The sequence below is a fragment of the Sporolactobacillus inulinus genome, assembly GCF_006539285.1.
Taxonomy (GTDB): domain Bacteria; phylum Bacillota; class Bacilli; order Bacillales; family Sporolactobacillaceae; genus Sporolactobacillus; species Sporolactobacillus inulinus.
The window spans coordinates 1-1,498 of record NZ_BJMS01000199.1 but is presented as its reverse complement, the minus strand read 5'-3'; the positions used below and the strand labels follow the sequence as shown (position 1 = coordinate 1,498).

Here is a 1,498-nt window from a genome sequence, read left to right as displayed (position 1 = left end):
AGTTGAGGCCGTATAATTGTGTAAAAAGGGGTATCTGAATGAGAGAAAAATGATGACCGGGAGTTCTGTTTTACCAGAGGGGGGCCGGCCCCCCTCTGGTAAAACAGCGAGATCCGTCTTCCTCTCTTCTCTCTCATTTTTTTCATAGAAAATGAGCCGGAGCCCATCATCTCAGTTAGAATAGAGTTGACCAAAACCAAATTCTAAAGGAGACACTCAGGGATGGCTCAAGTACAGATTACTCTAAATGAACAACTTCTGCATCAATTATTTCTTGGTGACGCGAAAAGCTCAGGAATGAACGCCCTTTTGGAGGCGATTTTCAATCAAGTGTTAAAAGCTCAGGCCAGTGAACAGCTTAAAGTAGAAAAGTATGAACGAAGCAACGTCCGAACCGATTACCGAAATGGTTCTTATCCGCGTCAATTGAAGACACGTGTGGGAAAGCTCACACTGAATGTGCCCAGATTGCGTAATGGTCATTTCTCAACCGACCTTTTTAATCGCTATCAGCGCAGTGAACAGGCGCTGGTACTGTCCTTGATGGAAATGGTCATTAACGGTGTTTCGACCCGTCGGGTCAGTCAGATTACAGAAGAACTTTGCGGTACGGAGTTTTCGAAAACGACCGTCTCAGATCTTTGTGGTCGTCTGGATCCGATTGTCTCGGGCTGGAACAATCGTCCCCTGGAGGGGAACTATCCTTTTCTCATTGTTGATGCGGTTTATACCAAAGTGCGCGAAAATGGACGTGTTCGCTCCCGAGGCGTCCTGGTCAGTTATGGAATCAATGATCAGGGTTACCGAACGATTCTTGGTTTGAAAGTTGATGATAGCGAAAGCACGGACGCTTGGAAAAACTATTTTGACTGGCTGAAGGCTCGTGGTTTGAAAGGCGTTGATGTCGTGGTTAGTGATGATCATGGCGGTCTCGTCAAGGCGGTCCAAAAAGCCTTCCAGGGTGCCACCTGGCAACGGTGTCAGGCTCATTTTTTGCGCAACGTGCACGATCGGCTTCCGAAGTCGCTCAAGCGCGAGGGCACCGAGCAGGTGAAGGCGATCCTTCAGGCACCCAATGTCCAAACGTCTCAGACCTTACTCCAATCGTTTCTAGAGACGTATCAAGAAAAGGTACCTCGAGTAACCAAGCTTGTCGAAGCTGCTTTTGACGATGTGACAGCCGTGCTCACGCTACCAGAACCTTATCGTCGCCGTCTACGCACGACAAACGGTATGGAACGCCTCAACGAAGAATTTCGTCGTCGTGAACGGGTGATACGCATCTTTCCCAATCGTGAATCGATCATCCGCATCATGGGTTCGCTGCTCATGGAGCAGGATGAGAAATGGTCGAGTCGCTGCTATCTGAAAATGGACGAGTACTTTAGTTGGAAGGCAAAGCAACATAAATCGGCAAAATCGAGTAAAGTGACTATGATTTATCCAAGTTAATCATCTGTTCTAACCGAGATGAATTTACACACAAAAAAAGACTTGA

1 protein-coding gene is annotated in these 1,498 nt (G+C 47.3%); it reads left to right on the top strand.

Features of this window, described 5'->3' with window-relative positions; translation table 11 throughout:
- Window positions 1-222 precede the first annotated feature (222 nt).
- The gene (locus SIN01_RS14680) at window positions 223-1,452 is read left to right on the top strand and encodes an IS256 family transposase (RefSeq protein WP_029548235.1); all 1,230 of its coding nucleotides are present in this window, start codon (window positions 223-225) and stop codon (window positions 1,450-1,452) included.
- The last annotated feature ends 46 nt before the right edge of the window (window positions 1,453-1,498 follow it).

Coding starts and splice junctions, on each gene's coding strand:
- SIN01_RS14680 (WP_029548235.1), top strand. CDS start 223: ATGGCTCAAGTACAGATTACTCTAAATGAACAACTTCTGCATCAATTA.